Source organism: Neobacillus canaveralius, from assembly GCF_047237705.1.
In the GTDB taxonomy this organism is placed as follows: domain Bacteria; phylum Bacillota; class Bacilli; order Bacillales; family Cytobacillaceae; genus Neobacillus; species Neobacillus niacini_K.
The window spans coordinates 3,353,401-3,377,073 of record NZ_JBDFLL010000001.1 but is presented as its reverse complement, the minus strand read 5'-3'; the positions used below and the strand labels follow the sequence as shown (position 1 = coordinate 3,377,073).

Sequence of the window (23,673 nt, the reverse complement as noted above, 5' to 3'; positions counted from 1 at the left end):
ATATTACACCTGAAGCTCAATGTATGGGTTTGTCGAAGGAACTGATGAACATAATGCTCTACTTCGCCAAGTAACATTATACATATTGTTATTTAGAAACAATGAAGAAACTCGAAACAGCTAATCTCCTTTACTGTAAATTAGGCTTCCAACAACTTGATCAACCAATAGATGGTTCAGTGCATAATGTTATGGATGCTTGGTATTTAAAAGAATTATGAGAAAAATAAATACAGTGTATAGCCTAGTTCATTGGAATAGGCTATTTTTTTAATGGTTGTATGGTTTCGGAAGGCGTTTAACTATCTAGTTAGACATCTTTGAAGAATTCAATGATTAATTAAAGGTCAGTCCTAAGAAAAAAAATCCTTAGCACAACGGGGGACTGACTTCAAATTTCGTAAATGTACTATTAATATTATCAGGAGTACCCTAGTTGTTCTGATAATTCCCGTGCTGTTATTATTAGTTCTCTTACCGCCGTTGATTCCTTTGAAATATCCAGTGCTTCTGTAAGTCCAACGATGTATAGGACAGCAATTAACTCTTTTTTATAATCAAACACAGGAGCCGCAATGGCTGAAATTCCTGATAGATATTCAGAGGTATAAGCATAATTCTCCTTTTTCACAAATGCTAGGATTGATTCCAATTTCACTTGGTCGATTAGTTTCTTTTCAAGTTCCTTTTGAATGATCGTTTCTGTCTTTTCTTCCGGCAAATAGGTTGCAAATATCCGTCCCGCTGCCGTTGTTGTTAATTCAACTAACGTACCAGGTCTTATATTCAAATTAATTGGCTTTTTACTTTCTTCCCATTCAACAATTAAAGGTCCCTCATCTTCAACCCAGATAGCCAAAGCTACTGTTTCGTTTAATCGCTCATTTAGTTTTTTTATATAAGGAAAGGCTTTTGCTGTGATATCTGTTTTTTGCATAGCGAAGACACCCATGGTAACCATTTCTTTTCCCAATGAATATCGTAAATCCGAGTCTTTTTCAAGGGCGCCAACCTTACATAAGCTAATAAGATACCTATACAACTGGCCTTTCGGCATATTACTTAATTTTGATATTTCGGTGATCGTTAATGGTTTATCTGCTCGTGAAACCTCTTTAAGTATAGAAAAACCAAGTTCAATTGATTGAATCCCCTTTTTTTCCTGCTCCATATGTAAACCTCATTTCCCAATTGATTATTATTTATTATTTTATCAGAGAATACTCATTTTTTTTATTTTTTAGAAATAATAGTCAGAAAAATCGAAATATATTGACGTGCTGTTTTGGTTTATACTATAATCATATTGTAAACGTTTGTTATACTGTGTCAACCATTGTTTAACAAAATAAATAAAGAGTTTCAATTTTACAGAAGGGTACCTCATTATCTGGGGGTGTGAGAAAAGATTGCAAACAAGAGTATGAATTGATTAAGTAAAAGAGAACGCTCTTATTTTAGTATGAAAAAAATACTGATTAAACATAGAAAGGAAGTATGCTTTATGGCAGGAAACATTAAACGTCATCAAGTTGTGATAGTAGGAGCTGGACTAGGAGGTTTGACTGCTGCAGCATTTTTACAGAGGTTTGGGATTGATGTGCATGTATACGAGAGAGCCGCAGAATTGAAAGAAATTGGAGCGGGTATTAACCTAGATTCAAATGCAATCAGAGTGCTGTTACGATTAGGGATTACGGAAGAAGAACTTATGGAGGTTGCGGTTCCACTTAAAGAAGTATGGGAGTTTCGAAATGGCAATGATGGTCGAGTCCTGTACAGCGAACCGTTTAAGAAGGAATTTGGAGCTCCACATGTAGTGATCCATCGTGGAGAACTGCACAGTCTGATAAAAAGCAAAGTATCCGAAGATGCGATCACTGTTAATCATGGCTGCTCCAACGTAGAACAAGATGATGAAGGTGTGGTAATCACTTTTGAAAACGGTGTCAAAGTTGAAGCTGACGTATTAATTGGTGCTGATGGCGGACGCTCGGTTGTTAGAAATGCTGTGGTTGATACTCCTCCAAAAATGCGTTTCTGGGCGGCTATGTATAGAAGTCTTGTTCCAATTGATCAAGTTCCGCCTTCTGAGCGTGTTCCAAATCGAACCGCATGGTTAGGATCAAGGCATTTCTTTATGCGTTATCCAGTTTCCGGGGGAAATTACTGAATATCGTAGGTGCGGTTCCCCGCAAGCAATGGGAGCATAATGGTCCAATAGATGCAAACGTAGAAGATTTTCTTTCTGAATTTACAGGCTGGGAAGAAAATATTCAAGCCATGATTGGAGCAGCGCAGGAAACGAAGCTTTGGCCATTATACGACATGGATCCACTTGAGCGCTGGAGCAAAAATAGGATTACGTTACTCGGGGATGCAGCTCATCTATTATTACCTTTCTTAGGGCAAGGAGCAGCGCAGGCAATTGAAGATGCAGAAGTGCTAGCAGGCAATTTGAAAAACTTAACAAAGGGTAGCGACTTATCCGAAATCTTTGCACGATACGAGGGATTGCGTAAACCTCGGGCATCAACGGTTCAATTTATGGCAAGGACCATTTGGCAGTTTATTGATCCGCCATACATTAGCTCAGAAGTTTCAAGTATACCAGGAGACGATATATTTAACCAGTATAAGAGTCTATTTAATATGCATGAATGGTTGAATGGATATGATCTTCAAAAAGACGTAGTTAATAGTTTTTAAGTCTCATAGTAACTCCAATGAGGGATATTGGGTGACTTTTCATTCAAACGATGGATACTCTGGTATTTCTTGGCAGGAAGAGTGAACAGCAGGAATTCCTACACGGTAAGGAGAAAGGTATTTAATATAGGGGGGATTCATAATGGAGGCTAGTATGGAAAATACAAAAAAAACGTCGCTTAATTCCGGAACAAAACTTGTTGTTTTATTATCCTGGTTATTTATGATTTTTGAAGGATACGACCTGTTGGTTTATGGGACCATCGTTCCTTCATTACTACAATATCAACAATGGGATATGACTCCTACCCAAGCAGGACGATATGGCAGTTATGTTGTAATAGGTATGTTAGTTGGAGCGATAGTGGCGGGGATGCTTGCGGACAGATTTGGTCGTAAAAAGGTTTTGATCATTGGTGCAACCATATGCGCTGTCTTCATGATAGGTTCCGCTATAGCACCGACCCCAGAAATTTTCGGACTAAGCCGTTTACTGACAGGCATCGGATTAGGAACGGTAATGCCTGTCGTAACGATATTAACCCTTGAATATGCTCCAACGAAAAGGCGCGCTTTTACGACGATTATCATGTATAGCGGGTACCAATTAGGTGGAGTCCTAGCAGCCCTATTGGGCATGTCATTAATTCCTAATATGGGGTGGCGTGCAATGTTTTGGGTAGGAGCTATTCCTTTGTTACTCGTTGTTCCACTAGCGATTCGTTTTCTTCCTGAATCTTTAGCGTTCCTAATAGCAAAAGGCAAGAAAAAAGAGGCAGTAAGGATTGCGGAGCGATTCGAAATTCCGATGGAAGAATTAGAAAAGGAACAAAAGGAAGAAAATAGCATGAAAAATGGAAAGGAAATGAATTCTATTGGTTCATTGCTATCAAAAGGACAACGTAAATCTACTCTGTTATTCTGGCTTGCTTCATTTTGTGGACTCTTTCTCGTTTTCGGCTTGGGAACATGGCTTCCTACGATTATGATGAAAAGTGGGTATTCAATCGGTTCTGCTTTATCGTTTTTACTGGTCCTAAATGTTGGAACTGTTATTGGTAGTTTTCTAGGAGCTACAGTATCGGATCGATGGGGTCATAAATTTTCGTGTACAATCTCCTTTGTAGTTGCTTTTACAGCATTCCTATTATTAAGCTTTAATCCTTCTTCTATGCTAGTAACCTATTTACTTATTGCTGCAGCAGGAATGGGCTCAATTGGGACACAATATTTAATTAATGCTTATGTTGGAGTTTACTATCCTGCTACTGTTCGTACGACTGCCCTTGGTTGGTCCCTTGGCATCGGAAGATTTGGTGGTATTGTCGGTCCGATTGCAGTGGGGCTGTTAGTTTCTATGTCTTTAGGAACATTCTGGCACTTTGGATTGTTTGCGCTTACAGGATTAATTGGGGCGATTTTTATATTATTCATTTCGAATTCGACAAAAAATGGAAAATCAGTAGATAGCTCGGTCATAGCAAATAAAGATATACCGACCACAAATTAATTGGATGGGATTAAACCCATTGAATGGAGGATTAAAATGGAAAACGAATTAAAAAAATTTGATGTGGCAGAGTTAACTCATATGGAAATCTACACACCGAATCCGGAAGCTACGGTATGGTTTTTTAAAGAAATCCTAGGAATGATAGAAACAGCAAGAGTGGGGCAATCTGTTTATCTCCGGGCTTATGAAGATACCTACCAGCATTCTCTTAAAATAACCGAGAGAAATGAGCCTGGTTTGGGGCATATGAGTTTTCGAGCAAGCTCGAAAAACGCTTTGGACAGACGTGTAAGAGATCTTGAAAAATCTGGTGCGGGTATAGGATGGATAGATGGTGACATTGGTCATGGCGCAGCTTACCAATTTGTAACATCAGATAACCATTTGATGGAAATTCTTTGGGAGATAGAAGAATATCAAGCTCCCGAAAGTGAAAGAACAGTATTAAAAAACCGACCACAAAAACGACCAACGAAAGGGTATCCCGTTCGTCGTTTAGATCATGCCATGTTGATGTCTAAAGATGTAACCGGTAACAAAAACTTATTTATGAATGAACTTGGTTTTAAGTTAAGTGAACACATTTTGAAAGACGATGGAACGGATCTTGGGATATGGTTAAGGGTTACCAATACCGTTAATGAGCTGGTGTTTACTGAAGATGATGGTACAGATGAAAAAGGTCTTGGAAGACTTCATCATTTTGCCTTCTTATATGGTAATACACAAAATTTATATGAGGTAGCAGAAATATTAACTGAAAATGGTTTAGAAATTGAAGCGGGTCCATTTAAACATGGGATAAGCCAAACAACGAGTCTCTATGTTTATGAGCCAGGCGGAAACCGTGTGGAACTTTATGGTGACCCTGGATACCTAATCTTTAATCCAGAATGGAAACCAGTTACGTGGACGAAAGAGGAAGTCGAGAAAGCAATCATGTTCTTTGGCTCTCCTTTACCAGAATCATTCTTTAAGAAGGGGACCCCAGCGGTTAAATCTTCATTATTATCAAAATGAAAATTCTAGTGTAAAAAGGATTCACACCATAAAAATGGGGTGGGTCTTTACACTGTTTCTATCAAGATTTGTCATTGAGAAGGAATTACATAATAGAAAGGAAGGTTTCTAGTGTCTAGTAAAATACAACATTTTGCCGCAAAGTTGGCGGAAGCGGAAGTTACCCGTGTCGGTATTGATCCTCTCACTTACACCGACCCAGACATTACGGTTAATGAAGCTTATCACATTCAATTGGAAAATATTAAAAAGAAGGTAAGTGAAGGAAGAAAAATTATCGGTAAAAAAATCGGTTTAACCTCTGTTGCTGTTCAAAACCTGTTAGGTGTAAATGAGCCGGACTATGGACACCTATTAGACACAATGATGATCGAAAACGGAGGTACTATTTTCTGTGAAACAATGATTCAACCAAAAGTAGAAGGTGAGATTGCCTTTATATTGAAAAATGATTTGAAAGGTCCGAATATTACCGTTCTTGATGTATTGCAAGCGACCGATTATGTGGTTCCAGCTTTGGAAATCGTTGATAGCCGAATACAGGATTGGAAAATAAAACTGCAAGACACCGTTGCAGATAATGCTTCATCTGGATTTTATGTAATAGGAGGCAAGCCTACAAAAATTTCAGAAATTAATCTAGAATTAATTGGCATGGCTTTATATCAAAATGGTGAAGTTGCCAACACGGGTGTCGGTGCTGCCGTGCTCGGAAATCCTGCTGGTTGTGTTGCATGGTTAGCCAACCGATTAGCTGACTATGATATTTCACTAAAAGCAGGGGAAGTGATCCTTTCTGGTGCACTTTCAGGTATGGTAGTGGCAAAACCGGGAGAAACGTTTACCGCAAGATTTGCCCATCTAGGACAAGTGAGCGTTAACTTTAAATAATGATGATCCATTTAATTGAGCAAGACTGGTGTTTCTAAGGAGGAAAAAAGTGATGGCTGTTGAAGTCTTTAAAGAAATTGCTGATTACTTGGTGGCAGCAGAAGTTGAAAAACGTGAAATTGTAAAGGTAACAAAGTCATTTAAACCTGATTTAACGGTTGAGGAAGCATATCAGGTACAGGAGTTGCTCGTACAAAGAAAAGTAGACGAAGGGCACAGAATGATTGGACCTAAAATGGGTTTAACAAGCAAGGCAAAATGGGATCAAATGGGCGTTTCTGAGCCTATCTACGGTTATGTATTCGATTATATGCTGGTCAATAATGGCGGTGTCCTACCTTTCTCAGATTTAATCCATCCAAAAGTAGAGGCAGAAATTGCATTTCTAATTGGGGAAGATATCCAGGGGCCAGGCATTACAGGTGCCCAGGTTCTGGCTAAAACACAGTATGTATTACCTGCTCTTGAGATCATTGATAGCCGTTACGAAAACTTTAACTTTACATTACCGGATGTGGTTGCAGATAATGCCTCTACATCTAGAGTGGTGTTTGGGACTGCACTTAGAAAACCAAGTGAGTTTGACTTGGAATTAATAGGTGCAACTTTATCAATTAATGGTCAATTGAAAGAACTGGGGGCTGGTGCAGCTGTTTTAGGGCATCCTGCCAACGCAATTGCGGTATTAGCTAATATGCTTGCTAGAAAAGGAGAGAAAATTAAAAAAGGGGATATTATCTTATCAGGTGCCTTAACAAGTGCTGTAATGTTGAGTATCGGAGATTTTGTTTCCGGTAAATTTGATGGTTTAGGTGAAGTGACTTTCTCTGTTGGAGAATAAAAACGGTACAAGATCGTTAGATCAATTTTAGAAAGGGGAATACCATTGCCAATTATCCAAGTTAATCTAATCGAAGGCAGACCGCCTGAAAAATTAAAAGCTCTGATCGAAAATATAACAGATACCGTTGTGGAGAGCTTAGATGCACCACGGGAAAGTGTAAGAGTATTAGTAACAGAACTCCCAAAAACCAATTGGGGAATCGCAGGAGTACCAGCTTCTGAAAGAAAATAGCGTAAAGCATTAACAAGCAGTTCCCAATAGAGTGGGAGCTGCTTGTTTGTTGCTTGGCAGTTTTTCGGCAAATGGGGAGATTACTTGATCCTTTTGAGGTCAGTCCTCTAGTGCATTAAAGCTTTACTTCGCCGAGGGACTGACCCCATTTTTGACCCCATTTGTCCAACGAAATCCATACCTTTTATCGTAAACGCTGTCCCAACATTCATTAGTTGTTTTTTAAAGATGGAAGAGTTCTTGTTCATGGTACGAAGGATATTTCCGAAGCGAAGGCGCATAATCATCGGTATCTGGGAAAGTTAGAATCATATGGAAATTACTTAATCTGCTATAATTATAAATAAATAGGAAAGGAGTGTATAGTGATGGGAATAGCTATTCCAGAGGTCATCCTAAATGATGGGCTTGGTATACCGGTGATTGGTTTAGGTACATATAAACTGAAGGGGAACGATGGGGTTTCTTCGATTCAAAGCGCAATAGACCACGGCTATCGGCTTATCGACACGGCTTATAATTATGAAAATGAAGGAACGGTAGGAGAAGCCGTCAAACGCAGTTCTGTATCGAGAGAAGAGTTACGAATTACCTCTAAGTTACCTGGCCGCTATCATACCTATGACAAGGCTGTGACAACTATTCAGGAATCGCTATATCGTGCCAATCTTGATTATTATGATCTTTACCTTATTCATTGGCCAAATCCAAAGCAAGATCAATTTGTGGAAGCATGGCAAGCCTTAATCGATGCTAAAAAAGGCGGGCTGATTCGATCGATTGGTGTTTGTAATTTTTTACCTGAGCATATAGAACGATTAGAAAAGGAAACAGGCGTGAAACCTAGCTTGAATCAAATCGAATTACATCCATTTTTTAATCAAGCATCACAGCGAAAATGGCACAAAGAGCATAATATTACATTAGAATCCTGGAGTCCGTTAGCAAGAGCACAGGACGTTTTACAAAATGCTACGATCAAACAAATCGCTGATCATCATAACAAATCGATTTCACAGACTATTTTACGTTGGCACTACCAACTAGGGGCCGTTTCCATTCCAAAATCGGCATCTCCTGCACGCCAGCTTGAGAATTTATCTATTTTTGACTTTTCGTTAGATGATACAGAGATGCAATTGATTTCAGGATTAACACGGCCTGATGGAAGAATTAACAATCAAGATCCTGCAATTTATGAAGAGTTTTAAATCGGTCAATAGCACTTCACTCTTCCCATGTAGAGAGGTGCTTTATTTTTGTGGTTTCACTCATGATCGAATAAAAGGACAAGAATTTTGGGGTCAGTCCCCCGATGCATTAAAGCTTCACCTTTGCCGGGGGACTGACGTGAATTAATGCTTTAAAGCGATGAGGGACTGAGCCCACATCCCACGCGGCATTCCGTTAATTTATTATTGATTCTACTTCTTTCTTTCATAAATTTCATTACTTCGTTATCATGAAAGAAAAATGTTACAAGGGAAGGGGGAATACCATGCCACTTGAAATCGTCCGTAATGATATAACCAAAATAAAAGTGGACGCGATTGTCAACGCTGCGAATCCACAGTTGAAAATGGGTGGAGGCGTGTGTGGTGCCATTTATAAAGCAGCAGGCAGTATAAAACTTCAACAGGCATGTGAGAGAATAGGGCATTGCCCTGTTGGCCATGCTGTAATCACGGAAGGATTTAATCTTCCTGCCAACTATATTATCCATACACCAGGTCCGATATGGGAGGGAGGCTCCGACCACGAAGCAGAGTTATTAAAGGATTCATACAAGAATTCCTTAGAACTTGCTAGCCGTTATCAGTGTGAATCAATTGCCTTTCCACTCATATCTACCGGCATTTATGGCTATCCAAATGAGAAAGCTTTGCATATAGCAGTTTCGACGATTAGCCAATTCTTACTCGAATCAGACATGAAGGTATATCTTGTAGTATTTGATAAAAAATCATTCGGTCTAAGTCAAAAGCTGTTTGCTACTATTAACGAATACATTGATGAGCATTATGTAGAGGAAACAGATATAATCTTCAACCGGAGATTTGAAGAAATCGAGGAATTGAAGAGTCTTAAAGAAGCTGAACCGTTTCTCAATCAATCATTAATAGACATGATGAATCATTTAGAAGAATCGTTTTCTGAGCGACTTCTTTCGTTTATTGATGAAAAGGGTATGACAGATGTAGAAACCTACAAACGTGCCAATATTGATCGTCGTTTGTTTTCAAAGATTAGAAATGAAGAAGGTTATAATCCCAAAAAGAAAACCGTGCTCGCGTTTGCGATTGCCTTGAAGCTCACTATAGATGAAACAAATGAATTGTTGTCTACTGCTGGTTATACTCTGTCTCGAAGCAGCAAGTTTGATGTTATCATTGAATATTTTATCAATGAACGCAACTACAACATCCATGGAATTAATGAAGCCTTGTTCAGCTTTGACCAACCATTGTTGGGTGCATAAATGTCGCTTGCCAAGTGACCAAACGAAATACGTTAATTGTTATCCTTAGTTTGTAAATGAAAATGAACGGAGGATAATAAGCGATGAAAGAAGAGTTAACTGAATTAGTATTTATTTTGGATAAGAGTGGTTCGATGGCTGGCCTTGAAGGGGATACAGTCGGCGGATATAATTCAATCTTGAAGAAACAGAAAAAAGGGAAAGGCGAGGCGATTGTCACGACCGTATTATTCGACCACGAATGTGAATTATTACATGACCGAATCAATATAAAAGGCATTTCTCCGATAACCGAAGAGGATTACGAAGTAGGTGGGACCACCGCATTATTGGATGCAATTGGTTTTGCGATCCAAAAAATAGTGAACGTTCAAAAGAAAACTATAGAGGAAGAACGAGCAGAAAAGATTCTCTTTGTCATTACAACGGACGGAATGGAAAATGCTAGCCGTGAATTCACTTCCGGTAAAATAAGAAAAATGATTCAACAGCAAAAAGAGCAGCATGGTTGGGAATTCATGTTCCTAGGTGCGAATATTGATGCCGTTTCCACAGCAGCCCAATTTGGGATTGATGAGGATTTTGCTGTAAATTATCACGCTGACAAGGAAGGGACTCAATTAAACTACGAAGTCCTAAATGAGGCAGTCATGAACTTTCGAAAAGAAAATAAAATCGATAGAAGCTGGAAAGAAGGAATTGAGCGAGATTATAATCGCCGGCAACGTGGGGAGGGTTCTCGTGGTTCCAATTAAGAAAGCAGGGGGGACAGGTATTCAGGTCCCCCCTGCTCTTTATATATTTTTAGTTATCTAGAATACTTGCCATACTTGCTGTTGTAACTCAATGTTTCAGCATCAAAACGGGTCGTATTAGGCCATTCTAGTATTTACTCTGTTGTTCCTTTTGCGTTTTTTGACACCTGATTTGTAACAGTCTAAGTGTAGTTTTAAGATTTTATATTGAGCCCTGTTTAATCAATTGGTAATGTAAAACCGATTCAACTAGCAAAACTGTTTCAAATGTCGACTTGTAATCTACTGTTTCCGTTTCTTTGTGCTCATTTTGATAGCCAGCTGATAGATTGACAGAGGGGATGCCGTACTCTGCGAAAACCATCGCATCACTTATACCACCAGGAGTGATTTTCCAATCGTCCATTCCAGCAATTTTGCCTGCCTCCTCAAATAATCTACCATACTCCTCAGGACAAAAGTGTACATAATTGCTCCAGGACGTAACAATATCCCGATTTCCACGGCGGTCAATCACAATGGCAGCATCAACATCCTCAATAAAATCCTGGTCGATGGCACGAGAGCCAAGGCAGCCAATTTCTTCTTCCACTGTAAAAGCTACTTTCAAGGTTCCGCTAAAATTAGTCCTTTTCACTCCAGATAGGATTTCGAGAATAGCCGCAACTCCTGCACGGTCATCGGCTCCAAGAATCCCTACGGAGCTTCTAAGAATGGAATTTTCTTCAATAATTTCTCTTCCTTCCACGATTTCTTCAACCATATCCAACTGTGCGGATAGAAGAACAGTGGGACCATTTCCAAGTTCCACAAACCCGAGAAGATTACCTTTCCGGTCGATAAAGGAGTGATCGATAAGAGAGGACAGTTTATTTCGCACTCTTGAACGAAATCTACTTTCATCGGTACTAGCACCCGGTATATTCAAGCACTCTAATAGCAAACCTTTAAAATGGGCTGCCTGAAGATCCTTTAGTAAACTCGGATTCTTCCAGACTTGGTACAGATTTTCAGCAAAATCAAGTAATAGTAACTGACCTCCTTTCTTGGGATAGATCACTCTGATAATTTTACCTTCAATTCTGATACGTAGACTTGTAGGTATGGCGGCCTTCAATAGCTCAAGGTGTTTCCCATTTGGGTATTTCTTTAGATAAATTCTCGCCTCGCCTCGACCATGCCCGTCACAGCTGCCATAGGTATAAATACCAAGTTCGTTCATCCAGCGGATCACCCCACGGATATAAGGGTCAAAATCAGTAATCGGCAAATCGCCAAGGACGGGATCAATTAGCATCCCTCTCCCAGGGGAATCAATGGTTTTAGCAGATTCTTGCAGGAAGGAAATGAAATCTTCATCGGTAATCTGGTCACCGACTTCATGAAACCATTGTTCTGTACCCATCAGTAGTTTGCCAGCATTGCATACTTCATCATGAAAAGAACGCATTAAATCTCCTTTTTGTAATCCATGTCTAGCCAACAAAATTTCTTTGTATTTCATATTTATCATCTCCTCTTTGTTTATAATCGAAGTATAGCAAGGCAGATGTGACTGACTGTCACAGCAAGAAAAGAAGGTACTTGACAAATAAAAAGGGAATTTTTAAAAAGAGGTGAAAAGAATTATGAGGGATCGTGATGATGAGTTCCATCCGATGATTGAAGAAACAAGATTAAAAGAATTACTGGAGGTGGCACGAAAACAAAGAGATAGAACTCTTGAGAAGGAAATAACCAAGAAGCTTGTGAAATTATATGTTTCCCAAGGGGAGTATTTTAAAATGGGTGATAAGCCTGACCTGAATATAGCTAAAAGATATTTAGAAAAGGCGCTGCAAATGCAAAAGGACCATCCAGTTGCTAATTATCGCTTGGGCTATCTTTATTACCGGAGAAGTGAATACACGAAAGCTGTTTCCTCTTTTGAAAGAGCATTGGACGGTTCAATGGAGGAAGAATTAAATGATACCCAAAGGATGCTGGCAAACATGTTTCTTGTTAATTGCGGCATTAAGATAGCAAAAGAAGCCATTCATGAGATTAACTTTACCGAGGATAATGTTTATACAGAACTGGAAATTGAAAGAATAGAGCGTTATAAAAATGAAATTCTCGTTCTAGATGAAGAAATCTTTAATAAGATGTTTTACCGAAAAATTGAAAATGGAACAGAAGAAAAGATTGGTGAATATGAATTTATCAACTTTAAACCTGATAAAAGCCAAATATTATTAAAAAGATCCGATCAGGGAATGGAAATTCATTTTCAAGATTTCGATCCAATCACGTTGAACCCAAAATTTTTTTATACTTTATATGGAATCGTAACGGCAAAAGGTTTTAGGACTTATAGGGAGTTACAAGAAATTGCTTCGAATGGAAGCGTGCAAGTGGTAAGTGATGATTATATCCGTCAGATTATACTTCGGCTCTCAAGAGATCTTCCTTACTGGGGACATATTATTGAAACGACATCTATCATACACTTAGAATCAAGGAGGCCTATAGCAGCTATTAAGCTGGCAGATGGGTATTCGGCTTGTATACTTTGTCGAGTTGAGGATTATTTACCTGATTATCAGTAGAGTTAGGTTATTACAAAGGAACATATAAGAGGTTCGGATGAGGAAAAACTTTAAAAGTATGAAAATGTTTAAAAGATTGAATGTTGTGGTAAACATCCATAAAGATAGGAGCTGATCGCATGGACGGACAAAAACAAAGTTACTATATCAATATTCAATCTAATGAAATTTTCAGAGGACCTTATGAGGGAGAATGGGATTTTAAAATTGAAGCGACAGAATCTCAAGTAAATTTCCTTGAACGACTTTTCAATCGAAATGATGAAACAGATTGGGAAAGTTATTTTCGATCACACATTCCCTATCTTGGATATCATCATCAGCCTCAAAATAGGGAATATGACCAGCGGATACTATGGATCTATACGACGCTTTATGATTTAGGTGATGAAAAAACCCGTGCACATATTAGAAAAATGGGAATTCTAAATGAAGATAGTGCAAACATGCAATACAAAAGTTATTAATCTTACTTGAACCTGGCAGAATATATTAAAGGTGATTTACTTACACAAGCATTAAACGCGGTCAGTCCCATGCCTTGGGAAACTGGCTGCATTTTTTTTGATAAAAACGCTTTGTTTGTAGCTTAAAGAATTCTGGGAAAAAGGCTTGGTCCTGCATCCGGTCTAAATATCCTTGATACTATCTTGTAGGGCCAGGCATTTATTATATATTCAAATAAACACTCTCCTTTTTTAGTGCTGGTTTTCTTATTATTTTCCTACTTTTGTGTAAAATAGAAATGAAAATAAAAAAGAATAGTTGAGAACATGAATCAATTATCCGATATTGTATCCAAGCAACATTATCAAAATGTTGAGGGTTTAAAAGAATTATTGCGCTTTCCAAGCATAAGTTCCTTGTCTGAGCATAAAGAGGACATTCAAAAATCAGCTTCCTGGATTGCCAATAAGTTAGAAAGCATTGGAATGGAACACGTTGAAATCGTACAAACAAAAGGTCATCCGATTATATATGCAGACTGGCTACGAAATGCGCCAACAGTATTAGAATACGGTCATTATTATGTACAGCCCGTTGATCCGCTTAACTTATGGGAAACCCCACCGTTTGAACCAGACATCCGCGATGAAAAAATCTATGCGCGAGGTGCCACAGACGACAAAGTGCAGACGTTCTTACACATTAAAGCAATTGAAGCACTACTGAAACTAGAAAATAAATTACCAGTATACCTATAATTTTGCATTGAAGGAGAAGAAGAAATCGGAAGTCCTCATCTTCCACAGTTTTTAGCTGACAATAAAGAAAGACTAGCCTGTGATGTGATGGTCATATCCGATTCTGATATGTGGGATAGAGGAGTTCCTGCGATTACATATTCTTTAAGAGGTCTGTGTGCGCTTAAAATATCCCTTAAAACGGTGAATACCGATTTGCATTCAGGCATGTTTGGCGGGGGAGTTCAGAACGCTAACCATTTATTACTGAAGCTGCTTTCTACTCTTCATGATGCAAACGGAAAGGTAAATGTGGAAGTCGAGGACTACCCAGAAAAATTAAAAGATAAAATCAACTATGACCGAATTTGTGACGTTGAATATCTCTATTGTGGTATAATTTATTACAGTCAACCTTATGACTTTGGAAAAGGCATAAATAAGGTAAAAAGATTATCCAATGAATAGACCTTGAAAAAAAGGTCTATTTTTTTTTCATTTATTCTTTCTTCTTGGCTTTTAATATAAAATTAGCAATTTTATCAATAGTACCTTCAAGATTATTCTTAACCTCATGCTCCCAGACCCGTAATATATACCAGCCTATTTTTTTATAATACTCCGTAACTTCCTTATCCCTCTCAATATTCCTCTTTAGCTTCTTTTCCCAATATTCAACATTGGAACTAGGTTTGTTTCCATGAAGGGGACAAGAATGGAAAAAACATGAGTCAAGAAAAATAACAATCCTATGCTTTTTTATTGCAATGTCTGGTTTGCCCATAAGTGTTTTAACATTTTTCCTAAATCTGAATCCTCTCCGCCATAATTCTGAAGTCACCCTTTTCTCCAATGTTGTTCCCGTAGAGCGAATTGCCTTCATATTTTTAGATCGCTGTTCTTTTGTAAACATGTCTGCCATAAAATCCCACTCCTATTTTTTAATATTTGTTACAGCATATCACCATAAGTGGTGATTGTAGAGAACTGTAATCCGATTATGATTAATCCAACGAATGAAATATCAAATTGGATTGGAGGTTAAAGTGATATGCCAAACGAAAATGAGATCTTGCAAAAGTTACTTTTAAAGATTTTGACTTACCGTATCACGCGGAATCTGGATAAAGAACTTGAAAGTCGTAAAATCACTCATCTTGAATTAAGCAGAAACACTGGTGGAAACACTAACTGGTTTAATCGAAGGTTTAATGAATTAAAGGATATAAAATTATCCACTTTCGTGAAGATCATTGTTGCCATTAACAAGATAATTAGCGAAAACAGCAAATTCGAACCAGTGGAAGTTAACTCTGTGCTTACACCAGAAGTGCTCTTAATGGCTTCAGTGAGCATTGATTTAGCAATAAACGACATTGATTACCTTCTCGCAAACGACGAGGATTTTAAAAAGTTTTTCCTTAGTATGCAATTCTATGTGAATAATATCAAGGCACTTAACAATGTAATCGCACAAGAAGAAATTGCTGTTTTTGAAAAAATCATGATTCAAATAAATGATTAAAGGAGCTGGAAGGCAATGTCAGAAAGAAAAATATGGTTCATTACACGTCCAGAACGTGACCCTAAATTCCACCGTGATGCACTTTTAGCGTTAAGGGACGCAACTAATGGATTTACAATTAAATGGTCGGGGAATCGCCAAGCTCACCTTAATTACGAACGATCATTAAATGCTCGTGGAGTAAAGCGAGAAAATGTAAGTAATGACGGTTCTGGCGGAAGAACCTGGGCGGCAATGTTAAAAACCTTTGCCTATATTTACACGGACGACAACGGCTTTTTGGTTCTAACTAAAGCTGGAAGTAAGATCTTAGACGGTGAAAAAGTACCAGAAAACGTGACTAAACAAATTTTAACTCTTCAAATACCCAATGCTTACTTTCTTGAAACTGGCTTCCGTCCGAAATTCGAATCGAACTTTCGAATCCGTCCAGCACGCTTTCTTATCAAGCTAACTAATCAGGAAGTGTTGAACTACTATGTAACCAAAGAAGAAATCACGTATTTTGTTTTAACCGCAAACAATGATAATCAATTGGCGACGGTTACAGACCATATACTTAAATTTAGAAATGCAAATCAAATAACAAAACAGCACATTAAGCAAGTAATCGCTGAAAACTTCGACCACCGTGAACGTTCCGATAAGGGGGCAAGAGATTTTGAAATAGCTCACGGAGACGTAGCCCATACATTTATGTTGATATCTGATTATACTGGTCTTGTCGAATACATCCGTGGTGAAGCACTTCGAGTTGACCCAGCAGTATCAAAGCGAGTCACCGGAGAAATTGACAAGTATGATATGAGGTATCCTTTTAATTCACGTTTCCTTATTTCACTTCAGCGTATGGCAGAAAACAACGGTTTGGATATTGACAGCTATAAGGCTAGTAGCTTTGGTGGGATCAAACCAGCGAGTAATAAACGGAAAACTGCAAATAAAATTAATGAGTTGCTTTCTGACTTTCCAGACTTAGATAATTTATCTCATGAAGAATTAAAAAAAAATCTAATGAATGAATTCCCAGCAAAAGAAGCAGAAAAACACGCAGACGAGCTGAAAAAGCAAAGCTTTAAGTCTCTAAATAATGACTTCGTTGAAGGTTACTTAAATGAATTAGATAATCTCGTATTTGAGGACAAAACTGGGGAAGTGTTCCGAGCTATCGGTTTTGAGGTTGAAATGCGTCCAAAACCACTCGCAGATGTTGAAACCGAAATTGAAATTCTTCTTAAATACCAAGGTAAAGAAATGGGTATTATTGACGCTAAAAATTATCGGTCTAAATTTGCTTTGTCTGCTCACTTATCCTCTCATATGGCTTCTGAATATTTACCGAATTATAATGGTTATGACGGACGAGAAGTATCATTTTTTGGGTACGTGACCGCCGCAAGTTGGAGTGGTGAAAAGAACCTTGAAAAAATTAGCAACCTTGTAAAACGTGCTATCCCAGACCGTGATATTAAGGGGATCATGTTAAGCGCTAATGTTTTACTTGGCTTTTTGGATTATTGTATAGACAATGATATTCCACAAGCTGATCGAATTGAATTATTTTTAAAAGCGATCAATAACCAAGCATATTCAACTATTGGAGAATTTTTACGTGAGGTTACTAACTTACGTGGAGTACTATAAATAAAAACGGAGCGACTGATTTAGTCGCTCCATTTCCTTTTTAGTCAACTAGAACAAGTTCTGGCTGTAAAATGAAATCTTCTGCATTCCATTTGGAATCAATGCTTTCATATTCAATTCCTGCGAAGGTTTTTAGTATGGCTTCAACAATTACTTTTGCACCTTCTGGAGGTACAGCCATTCCAACTTGCTGTCTAACTTTTTCTTTACCACCAATAAAGACAAAATTGTCGGGAAATGTTTGAATTCTCGCACGTTCTCTGTTTGTCAAAGCTCGTGGTTCATCCCAGTGATACATATGTGTACCACCACCGCCGCTACCGGTTACTGTATAGGACGGCTGGTCTGGGTCTAAACGTTTATAGATTTGGCTCATTCTAGCTCCTTTAACATTTAACCTCAAATGTTCTGGAATACCTTCATACCAAGCGTTTTGACCAGGAGGAATATTATTTAACATTTCAATAACTTTTCTAGTGTGCCTTGTCAATTCGTTATTTAAAGCATTTTCTGGAATAGGTGGATCGGTAAGTGCTTGTCCGGCTGTTCTGAAAGGTAATAAACCTTCACCATTTCCATGAGTAGGAGCAGGAACCCGAAATTCTAAGTTAAAATCGTTTCTAATACCAACAATTATTATTCTGTGTCTCGCTTGAGGAACGCCATAGTCTTGGAATTTATACAAATGAGGGGTAACTCTGTATCCAGCTTCACTTAAATCGCGAATAATCCTAGCGAAAGCCTGTCCTTCATTTGCACTTTGGAGTCCAGAAACATTTTCTGCAACAAAAAATCGAGGTTGAAACTCATTAAGAACACGAACACCATAAGTATATAAAGGACCATAGTCACCGTTAAGACCTCTTTGCTCTCCAACAATACTGTAATCATTACAAGGGAATCCGAATGTAAATGCGTCAATTGCACCTAGCTCTCTAAGTATATTGAAATCTAAAGTGCGGACGTCTTCGTGTATAACTGTTTGTGGTCTTGTACGACAAATATTGTGAATAAAAGTTTCACATGCGGATTCGTCAATATCATTTGCCCATGCATGTTCTACTCCCCATTCTTCACCATGTTCATCAATAAAACCTGCCATCTTCGCCCCGAGTGCAAGACCGCCGGGGCCGTTAAAAAACTCACCTTTTTGAAATATCAATATTCTCACCCCGTTTAAATGTGTACAACCCATTATACTCTATTATACTAAAAAATGCAGCAAAAGTTGTCTGAATTTGTCGGATGGCAGAAAATGCGTTCGTGAAAATTCGGTAAATTGAGTCAAAAAAGCTCTTTTGTTTTTAGTCACAGCTTCGTGTACACCTCGTTGGACTTACAAGAGGAAGGAGCTGTTTATATGTATCAAGTCGGAGACAGGGTGATAGTTACTGTGGAACTTTTTGGGCTGAAAGAAGGATTGGCAACAATAGTTTACATTGACTTTCCAACTCTTTTTGCTCATGAGTCTTGTCCAATACAAGTTGAGTTAGACGAACCTTATGACGGTTCAGGACAAATATTGAAAACCTTACTCAACGAGTCGCTGCTCTTGTTCAAGAAATGCTCTACTTTTTGCTCAAATAAAAACAATAGAGGAGCAAAAGAGTCAGCCAAAAGAGGAGGTTGAAAACAATGGATAATTTACGAGTTAAGGAAGTATTGGACTATCTGAATTTTTTTGAGTCAAGTTCAAGGTTCGGTCATTATGTGAATGAAGAAATAGAGGAAGTTGTGAAGGAAATTCGTCAGGAGATAGGTCTGGAGAAAAGAAAGGTTGACACATTGAAAGAGTTTCGTCGTCTAGTCTTTGTTGCTAAACTTGGAGGGGAAGTGAGCCTTGTTCAACACATGTTGTTTGAAGCTGTATTTGGACATTATGAACGAGCTGAAATAATACTAGAATATTCACAGCTTCAGGAAATGAAGAAAGCAATGGAAGTTCTCAAGGGAATGAAGGTGAAGAAAGCAATTGGGATAAATGAGGAAGTTGAGACAATTTCAGTCAACCGTGTTCAATTAATCTCGAAAAGCTTGACGCTTTTCTCGATTAATAGTCTTCCTATTGAAGACATTAACAATTGAAGGAGGTCACTTTGAATGTGACCTTGTTATTTCTCGGACTCCTTTTAAGTATTTCTTTTGTGAGCTTGGTTCACTTCATTGTTAGACCTTATGTGAAATTCACTTATTTAAAATATGAACAGCTTTGTTTTCATTACCTGTATAAGATCAGAAAACTACTAGAAAAAGTAAGTGAAAAGTTCATGAAAAGAGGGTAAAAGTACGGTGTTTTTATAGGTTCGTTGTCACTTTTCTGACACGAACGTTTTTCTTGTAGTTTTATCCAGTAACCCTTATTTTGCAAGGTTTATTTAACGAAATATTGAAGAAAGGAGAGTAAAAAGAATGTCAAAAATACTAAGGAGAAACTCGCTGACGGACACCCAGAAGAGTTGCGCTTAAACTTTAGCAAACAACGACATTCAAAAGAAAACACATGCCCAGATAGCAGAAGAATTTGGAGTCACAGAAAGAACCATTTACCGTGAAGAAGGACCCAGAGTTCATTGCTTACCAGAACTCTGTGCAGAGAGAGCAATGGAAGACTTCCTCACTGAAGCATAATCCAAACTCAAGCAATTATTAAGGGAAGGAAAGTCAGAAAAGACCCAGCTGACAGCTATTAAACAAACTGGTCTTACAGAACAGAGGAAAGCTCAAAGACTCTCATGAACATAATCATGAAATAAAGCAAAAGCAAACGCTTCAAGGCCTTGAGAGAGAAGTCATTGACATGGAGAACGAACTGTTGAATGTAACAAAATATAGATTGTGTGACATTGGAAAAGTCTCAAAACGTTGATAAAACACAGTTCCCTCCAGTCTTCCAAGCTCCTCGGAAAAGGGACTCAAACAAAAGAATGAAAAAGGTTTTATTTCAATCGAAAATTGTGTAAAGAAAAAATTCCTGACAGGGGTACACAAGGGGGGCTGGGGGTCTTTCTCTTACCCTTCTGTGTCCTACAATTTACATACAAAATTCTTAAAGTTCGGGGTCAACCTATAACACAAACATTTCCATTCGTGCTAGAATATTGCCTAGTAAGGAAATAGGAGGAACAAAGAAATGAAGGGGAAACTCAAGATATTATCTATCATTCTCACTTTCGGTCTTTTACTGGTTGGTTGCTCTGAGGAAACGACCGAGTCTGCTCCAAAGAAAGAAGAGCCAAAGACCGAAGCTGTTGAAAAAGAGGATTCAAAGAAGGAAGAACCAAAGCAAGAATAAACAACTCAAGAGGAAGCTTCTATCAAAACAAAAGTATTTGCTTATGCAAAAAAGGTTGATATTACTGACGCTATTGAAATAAACAATCATGTTACGGCAACGGTTTTTATGAATGAAGAACTCACTCCACAATTGGCTACTCAACACGTCCTCAACCAGTCCTATGACTTCTTACAACAAGAAGACCTTGCTGGGGCGAACACGGTTACTATTGGAGTAATGCACGGAGAGACAAGAGTCTTTCAATTTACGGTTGACAAAACAAAGTTCACTCCAAATGATTCCGAGCCAATGGTCAATGTAGTTCTCCAAGCTTCAAAGGTAGATAAGTCTACTCCAGAAATAGACGAGTACGCTACTGCTGTTGAATGGAACATAATTAAATAGATTAGTCACACTCAAGCCTTCTTGTCGTTGTTCAATGTAACAATGACAAGGAGGTTTTTTATTTGAAGAACGACAGAGAACAAGAGCTGTTAAAACAAATTGAAACGATCAAAGAAGAAGTCCTCAAACTGAAGCTCCAGAAAAGAAAACTGTAGAGGGAACTGTTAGAGGAAGAAAAATTTGATCTTTGGAAGGAGTGAAAACAATGGTAGTGGGACTGTCTAGTCTGAAAAAGCTTCAAGAAAAATATGAGCTGTTTCAAGGTCGTCGTTCAGTGAATGGCAACCTGTTCCAAGTCAACAAGCTGTGTTCGAGGTCATTCACGTTGACCGAATGAACGTAAAAGTTGAAAGAGTACAGAAAGGTTCAGGCTTAATTTTGACGCTTCCATTCAGCCGTTACAAGTTAATAGAAAAGAAATAAAAAGGGGCTTGGAATCATTCCAAGCCGATCAAAACTCCTGAAGATACTTTAGAATCATTCACACCCGATGAAGTTATGAGGATGTTGGATATTATTGATGATATTTAGACCTATCCTATGCCATTTATTACGCCATTTTTGGACCCTTCCAGGTCCAGCTGGCCATCTTCTTCAAGTTCATGGCAGCAAAAGTAAGCATCGCTTGCATGGACAATTTTTTTAAACCTCTTAAGGTTGTCCAACGCATACCATGCTTTTCCTTAGCATCCGCAAAGACACGTTCAATCGTTTCTTTACGTCTTGCGTAAATACTTTTATTCTCTTGTGTGTGACGAAGATGATCGGCTTCTTCTATGTAATGCTCCCACACATGCCGCTCAATCAATTTTTTATGGTTCTTTACTCTTGTGCATTGTAAAAGCAATGGACACTTTTGGCATTCAAGCGGATTAGAGAAGTATTGACGCTTTCCATTCTTCGTCGGCGTTTCATATTTCAGTATTTGTACTTGCGGACAAATATAACAATCGTAGAATTCATCATAAACATACTCATGTTTTTTCATATAACCGTCTTTCGGACGAGGGCGTGTATATGGTAAAGCAGGTGTCATATCATTTTCAAATATGTATTGAGCAATAGCAGGCGTTTGGTATCCAGCATCAGCAGCAACTGCTTCGGGTTTCCCGTGTTTTTCATTGACCTTCTCAAGTAGTGGCTCTAAAATGACACTATCATGAATATTCCTTGGAGGTACAATAGCACCCAAAACAAAACCATTTCGATCAGAAGCTGCATGAAATGAGTATGCGAACTGTTTCGTTCGCTCATCCTTTACGTAATAACCACTTTCTGGATCAGTGGTACTTTCTTTAATTTCCTTTAAATCTTCTTTTTCAAATTTATCTGGAGGAAAGGGCTTTTTTCCGTGATCTTCGCGGTCTTTATTAATCTCTTCTTGAAGACGTGTTTCATAAGCCTTAGATTGCTTTCGAACTACTTTCTTCTCGAATTTTCGCTTATTTGCACTAGCCTTAACATGTGTGGAATCAATAAAAACGTGCTCACTACTAATCAATTTCTTTTCTGAGGCTTCCTTTAAGATACGGTAGAAAATCTGTTCAAATAAATCAGTACCTTTAAAGCGCCGCTCGTAGTTTTTACCAAAGGTTGAAAGTGTGGTACCTTATCATAAAAACCAAAGCCGAGAAACCAGCGATATGCAATATTCGTTTCCATTTCTGCAATGGTTTGACGCATTGAGCGAATACCGAGGGTATATTGGATGAAAGCATTTTTATCAATACCACAGGGTCAATACTAGGACGTCCCCGTTCAGATGAATACATATCTTGAACAAGTGAATAGATAAATGAAAAATCAATAGCAGCTTCTATTTTTCGAACCAAATGGTTCGCAGGTACAAGTTGTTCTAAAGCTATCATTTCTATTTGATCACGATTCATCTGTGTATTTTTAGTTAGCTTTTCATCCACCCCAATTAAGTATCTGTATCTTAATTATACAAAAAAGACCGCCGGCAAATCCGATTTTTTTCGAATTTGTCGACAGTCTGAAAGGTTCTCCTTTAATTGAGGAGAACCTTTTTTTTTGAGATATAATTAGGAAAAATAAATATATTTAACAAGATTTTATATATAATTTACGAAAAAAAACTATATCTTTAATATATAGACTCTATTATTAAAATGTAGTTGAAAATAATAGAGTAATAGTTTAATATTTTAGTTAATGAATACAATTAGGGAGTGAATTACATGAACGAAAAACGCGATAAGTTCGAGCGATTAGCAGAAAAACGTGTTACTGATGTAATTAAAAAGGTAAGACTCATTGGTAATTTATCCAATAAAAACAACTACGATTACAATGATGAACATGTAAAGCAGATAATTGATACCCTTGAGTCGGAAGTAAGATTACTTAAAGGTAGATTTAAAGAAGAAAAGGTTAATGACAACCCAAGTTTTTCGTTTAAGAAATAAAAAATTTGGTGCGAGTAGAGGAAGAAAGATTACAGGTTGAATGTTACTAGAAATTGGTTATGGTACTGAGTATGGTAAGAATGATCCTAGGTATTGAAACTTTCAGAGGTGATCCTTATCCATCTCTTGCAAGGGAACCAATTTAGAACGCCTTTTTTACTATATTGATGTGTTAAAATATA

The 23,673-nt window shown here is 38.0% G+C and carries 23 protein-coding genes and 2 pseudogenes; 20 read left to right on the top strand and 5 right to left on the bottom strand.

All coding sequences use genetic code 11. From position 1 onward, the window contains the following. Window positions 1-421: 421 nt before the first annotated feature. Window positions 422-1,171: an IclR family transcriptional regulator gene (locus ABC255_RS16980; protein ID WP_412995281.1), complete on the bottom strand. Its 750-nt coding sequence runs from the start codon at window positions 1,169-1,171 to the stop codon at window positions 422-424. A 333-nt stretch (window positions 1,172-1,504) separates the two neighbouring features. Between ABC255_RS16980 and ABC255_RS16975 the strand changes: the two genes are divergently transcribed. The 10 genes from ABC255_RS16975 to ABC255_RS16930 all read left to right on the top strand — a co-directional run bounded on the left by ABC255_RS16975 (window position 1,505) and on the right by ABC255_RS16930 (window position 10,442). Beyond that, on the top strand, window positions 1,505-2,173 hold the full coding sequence (locus tag ABC255_RS16975; protein ID WP_412995280.1) for an FAD-dependent oxidoreductase: 669 nt from the start codon (window positions 1,505-1,507) through the stop codon (window positions 2,171-2,173). Next, complete coding sequence (locus ABC255_RS16970) at window positions 2,116-2,709, top strand: FAD-dependent oxidoreductase (protein WP_412995278.1); 594 nt, start codon at window positions 2,116-2,118, stop codon at window positions 2,707-2,709. Before ABC255_RS16975 ends, ABC255_RS16970 begins: the two co-directional genes overlap by 58 nt. 142 nt (window positions 2,710-2,851) lie before the next feature. Then, window positions 2,852-4,219, top strand: coding sequence for an MFS transporter (locus ABC255_RS16965; protein WP_412995276.1), 1,368 nt, complete (start codon window positions 2,852-2,854; stop codon window positions 4,217-4,219). Window positions 4,220-4,255: 36 nt separating this feature from the next. Then, window positions 4,256-5,242 carry a VOC family protein gene (locus ABC255_RS16960; RefSeq protein ID WP_412995275.1) on the top strand — a complete coding sequence of 329 codons (987 nt, stop codon included), beginning with the start codon at window positions 4,256-4,258 and terminating at the stop codon, window positions 5,240-5,242. 111 nt (window positions 5,243-5,353) lie between these two features. After that, window positions 5,354-6,133, top strand: coding sequence for a 2-keto-4-pentenoate hydratase (locus ABC255_RS16955; protein ID WP_412995273.1), 780 nt, complete (start codon window positions 5,354-5,356; stop codon window positions 6,131-6,133). 52 nt (window positions 6,134-6,185) lie between these two features. After that, complete coding sequence (locus ABC255_RS16950) at window positions 6,186-6,974, top strand: 2-keto-4-pentenoate hydratase (RefSeq protein ID WP_412995271.1); 789 nt, start codon at window positions 6,186-6,188, stop codon at window positions 6,972-6,974. Window positions 6,975-6,986: 12 nt separating this feature from the next. Further along, a complete protein-coding gene (locus ABC255_RS16945) occupies window positions 6,987-7,208 on the top strand; it encodes a 4-oxalocrotonate tautomerase (RefSeq protein WP_487247431.1) in 222 nt (73 codons plus the stop codon). Between the two features lie 368 nt (window positions 7,209-7,576). Continuing rightward, the gene (locus ABC255_RS16940) at window positions 7,577-8,419 is read left to right on the top strand and encodes an aldo/keto reductase (RefSeq protein WP_412995267.1); all 843 of its coding nucleotides are present in this window, start codon (window positions 7,577-7,579) and stop codon (window positions 8,417-8,419) included. Window positions 8,420-8,706: 287 nt separating this feature from the next. Then, entirely contained in the window at window positions 8,707-9,687 is a 981-nt protein-coding gene (locus tag ABC255_RS16935; RefSeq protein ID WP_412995265.1) for a macro domain-containing protein, read from the top strand. An 83-nt stretch (window positions 9,688-9,770) separates the two neighbouring features. Continuing rightward, on the top strand, window positions 9,771-10,442 hold the full coding sequence (locus tag ABC255_RS16930; RefSeq protein ID WP_335535415.1) for a vWA domain-containing protein: 672 nt from the start codon (window positions 9,771-9,773) through the stop codon (window positions 10,440-10,442). A gap of 202 nt (window positions 10,443-10,644) precedes the next feature. Here the strand turns inward: ABC255_RS16930 and ABC255_RS16925 are convergent, their stop codons facing one another. Next, entirely contained in the window at window positions 10,645-11,946 is a 1,302-nt protein-coding gene (locus tag ABC255_RS16925) for a M20/M25/M40 family metallo-hydrolase (protein WP_412995263.1), read from the bottom strand. A 124-nt stretch (window positions 11,947-12,070) separates the two neighbouring features. Between ABC255_RS16925 and ABC255_RS16920 the strand changes: the two genes are divergently transcribed. The 3 genes and pseudogenes from ABC255_RS16920 to ABC255_RS16910 all read left to right on the top strand — a co-directional run. Beyond that, window positions 12,071-13,030 carry a tetratricopeptide repeat protein gene (locus ABC255_RS16920; protein WP_412995261.1) on the top strand — a complete coding sequence of 320 codons (960 nt, stop codon included), beginning with the start codon at window positions 12,071-12,073 and terminating at the stop codon, window positions 13,028-13,030. Between the two features lie 119 nt (window positions 13,031-13,149). Then, window positions 13,150-13,497: a hydrolase gene (locus ABC255_RS16915; protein ID WP_412995260.1), complete on the top strand. Its 348-nt coding sequence runs from the start codon at window positions 13,150-13,152 to the stop codon at window positions 13,495-13,497. A gap of 306 nt (window positions 13,498-13,803) precedes the next feature. Then, a pseudogene (locus tag ABC255_RS16910) lies at window positions 13,804-14,532 on the top strand (M20/M25/M40 family metallo-hydrolase); the annotation flags it as partial. Window positions 14,533-14,713: 181 nt separating this feature from the next. On the opposite strand, the gene ABC255_RS16905 reads toward ABC255_RS16910, so the two are convergent. Further along, window positions 14,714-15,136, bottom strand: a complete 423-nt coding sequence (locus ABC255_RS16905; RefSeq protein ID WP_412995258.1) for a very short patch repair endonuclease — start codon at window positions 15,134-15,136, stop codon at window positions 14,714-14,716. Between the two features lie 129 nt (window positions 15,137-15,265). Between ABC255_RS16905 and ABC255_RS16900 the strand changes: the two genes are divergently transcribed. Continuing rightward, window positions 15,266-15,739, top strand: coding sequence for a hypothetical protein (locus tag ABC255_RS16900; RefSeq protein WP_412995256.1), 474 nt, complete (start codon window positions 15,266-15,268; stop codon window positions 15,737-15,739). A gap of 15 nt (window positions 15,740-15,754) precedes the next feature. Then, entirely contained in the window at window positions 15,755-17,383 is a 1,629-nt protein-coding gene (locus ABC255_RS16895; RefSeq protein WP_412995255.1) for an AlwI family type II restriction endonuclease, read from the top strand. Window positions 17,384-17,423: 40 nt separating this feature from the next. Here the strand turns inward: ABC255_RS16895 and ABC255_RS16890 are convergent, their stop codons facing one another. After that, window positions 17,424-18,545 carry a DNA cytosine methyltransferase gene (locus tag ABC255_RS16890; RefSeq protein ID WP_412995253.1) on the bottom strand — a complete coding sequence of 374 codons (1,122 nt, stop codon included), beginning with the start codon at window positions 18,543-18,545 and terminating at the stop codon, window positions 17,424-17,426. A 198-nt stretch (window positions 18,546-18,743) separates the two neighbouring features. Between ABC255_RS16890 and ABC255_RS16885 the strand changes: the two genes are divergently transcribed. From ABC255_RS16885 to ABC255_RS16870, 4 genes are all read left to right on the top strand, one after another. Then, a complete protein-coding gene (locus ABC255_RS16885; protein WP_412995251.1) occupies window positions 18,744-19,013 on the top strand; it encodes a hypothetical protein in 270 nt (89 codons plus the stop codon). A 5-nt stretch (window positions 19,014-19,018) separates the two neighbouring features. Then, on the top strand, window positions 19,019-19,468 hold the full coding sequence (locus ABC255_RS16880) for a hypothetical protein (RefSeq protein ID WP_412995250.1): 450 nt from the start codon (window positions 19,019-19,021) through the stop codon (window positions 19,466-19,468). A 1,045-nt stretch (window positions 19,469-20,513) separates the two neighbouring features. After that, complete coding sequence (locus tag ABC255_RS16875; RefSeq protein ID WP_412995248.1) at window positions 20,514-20,675, top strand: hypothetical protein; 162 nt, start codon at window positions 20,514-20,516, stop codon at window positions 20,673-20,675. A gap of 108 nt (window positions 20,676-20,783) precedes the next feature. After that, a complete protein-coding gene (locus tag ABC255_RS16870; RefSeq protein ID WP_412995246.1) occupies window positions 20,784-21,062 on the top strand; it encodes a hypothetical protein in 279 nt (92 codons plus the stop codon). A gap of 550 nt (window positions 21,063-21,612) precedes the next feature. Here the strand turns inward: ABC255_RS16870 and ABC255_RS16865 are convergent. Next, a pseudogene (locus ABC255_RS16865) lies at window positions 21,613-22,951 on the bottom strand (IS1182 family transposase). Between the two features lie 312 nt (window positions 22,952-23,263). Here ABC255_RS16865 and ABC255_RS16860 point away from each other — a divergent pair. Continuing rightward, window positions 23,264-23,491 carry a hypothetical protein gene (locus tag ABC255_RS16860; protein WP_412995245.1) on the top strand — a complete coding sequence of 76 codons (228 nt, stop codon included), beginning with the start codon at window positions 23,264-23,266 and terminating at the stop codon, window positions 23,489-23,491. The last annotated feature ends 182 nt before the right edge of the window (window positions 23,492-23,673 follow it).

Excerpts from the sequence above, each read along its gene's own strand:
- ABC255_RS16965 (WP_412995276.1), top strand. The coding sequence starts at position 2,852 with ATGGAGGCTAGTATGGAAAATACAAAAAAAACGTCGCTTAATTCCGGA.
- ABC255_RS16975 (WP_412995280.1), top strand. The coding sequence starts at position 1,505 with ATGGCAGGAAACATTAAACGTCATCAAGTTGTGATAGTAGGAGCTGGA.
- ABC255_RS16935 (WP_412995265.1), top strand. The coding sequence starts at position 8,707 with ATGCCACTTGAAATCGTCCGTAATGATATAACCAAAATAAAAGTGGAC.
- ABC255_RS16885 (WP_412995251.1), top strand. The coding sequence starts at position 18,744 with ATGTATCAAGTCGGAGACAGGGTGATAGTTACTGTGGAACTTTTTGGG.
- ABC255_RS16925 (WP_412995263.1), bottom strand. The coding sequence starts at position 11,946 with ATGAAATACAAAGAAATTTTGTTGGCTAGACATGGATTACAAAAAGGA.
- ABC255_RS16920 (WP_412995261.1), top strand. The coding sequence starts at position 12,071 with ATGAGGGATCGTGATGATGAGTTCCATCCGATGATTGAAGAAACAAGA.
- ABC255_RS16930 (WP_335535415.1), top strand. The coding sequence starts at position 9,771 with ATGAAAGAAGAGTTAACTGAATTAGTATTTATTTTGGATAAGAGTGGT.
- ABC255_RS16895 (WP_412995255.1), top strand. The coding sequence starts at position 15,755 with ATGTCAGAAAGAAAAATATGGTTCATTACACGTCCAGAACGTGACCCT.
- ABC255_RS16875 (WP_412995248.1), top strand. The coding sequence starts at position 20,514 with ATGAAGGGGAAACTCAAGATATTATCTATCATTCTCACTTTCGGTCTT.
- ABC255_RS16870 (WP_412995246.1), top strand. The coding sequence starts at position 20,784 with ATGAATGAAGAACTCACTCCACAATTGGCTACTCAACACGTCCTCAAC.
- ABC255_RS16940 (WP_412995267.1), top strand. The coding sequence starts at position 7,577 with ATGGGAATAGCTATTCCAGAGGTCATCCTAAATGATGGGCTTGGTATA.
- ABC255_RS16970 (WP_412995278.1), top strand. The coding sequence starts at position 2,116 with ATGGTTAGGATCAAGGCATTTCTTTATGCGTTATCCAGTTTCCGGGGG.
- ABC255_RS16860 (WP_412995245.1), top strand. The coding sequence starts at position 23,264 with ATGAACGAAAAACGCGATAAGTTCGAGCGATTAGCAGAAAAACGTGTT.
- ABC255_RS16900 (WP_412995256.1), top strand. The coding sequence starts at position 15,266 with ATGCCAAACGAAAATGAGATCTTGCAAAAGTTACTTTTAAAGATTTTG.
- ABC255_RS16915 (WP_412995260.1), top strand. The coding sequence starts at position 13,150 with ATGGACGGACAAAAACAAAGTTACTATATCAATATTCAATCTAATGAA.
- ABC255_RS16880 (WP_412995250.1), top strand. The coding sequence starts at position 19,019 with ATGGATAATTTACGAGTTAAGGAAGTATTGGACTATCTGAATTTTTTT.
- ABC255_RS16950 (WP_412995271.1), top strand. The coding sequence starts at position 6,186 with ATGGCTGTTGAAGTCTTTAAAGAAATTGCTGATTACTTGGTGGCAGCA.
- ABC255_RS16980 (WP_412995281.1), bottom strand. The coding sequence starts at position 1,171 with ATGGAGCAGGAAAAAAAGGGGATTCAATCAATTGAACTTGGTTTTTCT.
- ABC255_RS16905 (WP_412995258.1), bottom strand. The coding sequence starts at position 15,136 with ATGGCAGACATGTTTACAAAAGAACAGCGATCTAAAAATATGAAGGCA.
- ABC255_RS16960 (WP_412995275.1), top strand. The coding sequence starts at position 4,256 with ATGGAAAACGAATTAAAAAAATTTGATGTGGCAGAGTTAACTCATATG.